The organism is Arsenophonus endosymbiont of Bemisia tabaci Q2 (assembly GCF_902713415.1).
GTDB lineage: Bacteria > Pseudomonadota > Gammaproteobacteria > Enterobacterales > Enterobacteriaceae > Arsenophonus.
In genome coordinates this window covers 1-1,679 of the sequence record NZ_CACTIE010000091.1, presented here as the reverse complement: position 1 = coordinate 1,679, position 1,679 = coordinate 1, and the positions used below count along the sequence as shown (strand labels likewise).

Below are 1,679 nucleotides of genomic sequence, written 5' to 3'. Positions count from 1 at the left end.
GATCTTAATCCAATTGAACATAAATGGGCACACGCTAAATGCAAAAAAAGAGCGCTCGGATGCGACACAGATATTTTGTTCCCACTCAATATGGTGTAATCAAAATTAAGTCGCTTAGCTATAATGCGTTTTGTCGGTCAAACCGGGGAAAGTTTCCCCCGCTCGCGGCGATTCGCCTTTAATTGCCCAGATCCGCCGGCCACAAGCTGTTCTCGACAAAAATCATAAACTTTTTGTGTATAATGGCCGCCTGAATCGATGCAGGTCGCCATAATGAAAAACCCACGACCATCGGCACGCCGCCAGACCTGTTTCAGATAGCTATCCAGGCGCTTCCAGGGTTCAACCGTTTCCAAATTGCCTTGAATCACATCAAAGGCAATCCACCAGCTTTCTTCATTTTTCCCCAGCCAATCACTTCAATTTCAAAACGGCCATCTTGCGTATCGCGACACCCGCCGTCAGCACGGCCACCCCCTCTGGCACCTCTGGTGCCCAGACTTCACAACGTGCTAACAGCTTTTTCTCATTGAGTGCTTTTTCGTCCCGATCTTCGTAAGGCTCAACGAGCACAAGGTTAATGAAGGTTTGTCGCATCAGCAGATCGTCTTTGAACCGTAACCATTCTTTCACCAGATTCGGCCATGACGCATTAGGGAAAAGGCTGTATCCCGCCCAGATATAGTTAAGCGACTTAATTTTGATTACAAAATATATGTTTTTCTCCAATATAAATTTATTGATGTAGAGTAATTACTTGTAATCATTTTAAAGTCGCCCAGCTATATGGAAACCGGCATGACCGTTAAACGGTTTCTCGGCCCGCCATTGACCCTTTTTGATCATTAGCGGTTTGTCACTATCCCGGATCAGACAACCATGATGGCGACACACATAGTAAGTCGTATCAGCGAGTCCATTCCCTTCAGCATCTTTGTCCCACTAGATACCATACGGTGTATCAGCGCCACCCCATTCAAGGATCTGATATTCACCGCAATGCGGACAGGGCAACCAGTAATGGCGCTGATCACTCTCGTTATAGGCTTTTTCAATCCGGCTGAGCTGCTTTACTGTCGGGGGGTTGAGCCTAATACAATCTTACGGTTCCAGAAGGTCTCTGAACGTTTGGTACCCAGTGCGATTTGATCTCCTTCTGCACCAGGACCACCAAAGGCGTAATCATTCACCGCGTCAAATAAAATAATGCGACAGGTAATACGGTGAAAGCTCCCCGGCGAATTAGCGCCGCCCAAGGTTAAATTCGTGCCGTTTGAAAATTGCTTTTTAAGGATAGTCTGGCCCGTGTCTTTCGCTTTGGCTTCCGGGGCGATGGCGGTGAGCGCGGGGGGTATCGCGTACCATCGGCGCGATTTCCGTTTTACTATAATCTTCCGCATCCTCTACACGCTGTTGTACCACTAGGATGGGTGACGGATCATACGAAAGATAGTACGCAACCACATGATCAAGAATTTTGGTATAACCGACCCGAGCGGATTTCATGACAGAGACTTGCGTGACATCCGGATCCGTGACCGCATCCATAATGCCATCCTGATAGGCAGAAGACCGAAATTTATCGGTTTGCGCACTGTTCTCCTTGGAAAGCACCGCATATTTATTTGCCCATTCACTGAGCGATAAGGCTGCTGGTGGCTTAATATCGGTGCGTTTTT

General features: G+C 47.6%; 6 protein-coding genes. 1 reads left to right on the top strand and 5 read right to left on the bottom strand.

Annotation, left to right across the window (positions count from 1 at the left end; genetic code table 11):
* The first annotated feature begins 38 nt into the window (after positions 1–38).
* A complete protein-coding gene (locus ARSQ2_RS14195) occupies positions 39–182 on the top strand; it encodes a hypothetical protein (protein WP_238334322.1) in 144 nt (47 codons plus the stop codon).
* On the opposite strand, the gene ARSQ2_RS14190 is transcribed toward ARSQ2_RS14195, so the two are convergent.
* The 5 genes from ARSQ2_RS14190 to ARSQ2_RS14170 form a co-directional block, all read right to left on the bottom strand.
* Positions 138–371, bottom strand: a complete 234-nt coding sequence (locus tag ARSQ2_RS14190) for a terminase gpA endonuclease subunit (protein ID WP_338078250.1) — start codon at positions 369–371, stop codon at positions 138–140. The genes ARSQ2_RS14195 and ARSQ2_RS14190 overlap by 45 nt on opposite strands.
* Positions 372–414: 43 nt before the next feature.
* Positions 415–729, bottom strand: a complete 315-nt coding sequence (locus tag ARSQ2_RS14185; protein WP_338078249.1) for a terminase gpA endonuclease subunit — start codon at positions 727–729, stop codon at positions 415–417.
* Positions 730–942: 213 nt separating this feature from the next.
* On the bottom strand, positions 943–1,056 hold the full coding sequence (locus ARSQ2_RS14180) for a phage terminase large subunit family protein (protein ID WP_338078251.1): 114 nt from the start codon (positions 1,054–1,056) through the stop codon (positions 943–945).
* Between the two features lie 14 nt (positions 1,057–1,070).
* On the bottom strand, positions 1,071–1,400 hold the full coding sequence (locus ARSQ2_RS14175) for a phage terminase large subunit family protein (protein WP_338078248.1): 330 nt from the start codon (positions 1,398–1,400) through the stop codon (positions 1,071–1,073).
* On the bottom strand, positions 1,288–1,679 hold a 392-nt coding region (locus tag ARSQ2_RS14170; RefSeq protein WP_338078247.1), incomplete at its 5' end, for a phage terminase large subunit family protein. The genes ARSQ2_RS14170 and ARSQ2_RS14175, both read right to left, overlap by 113 nt.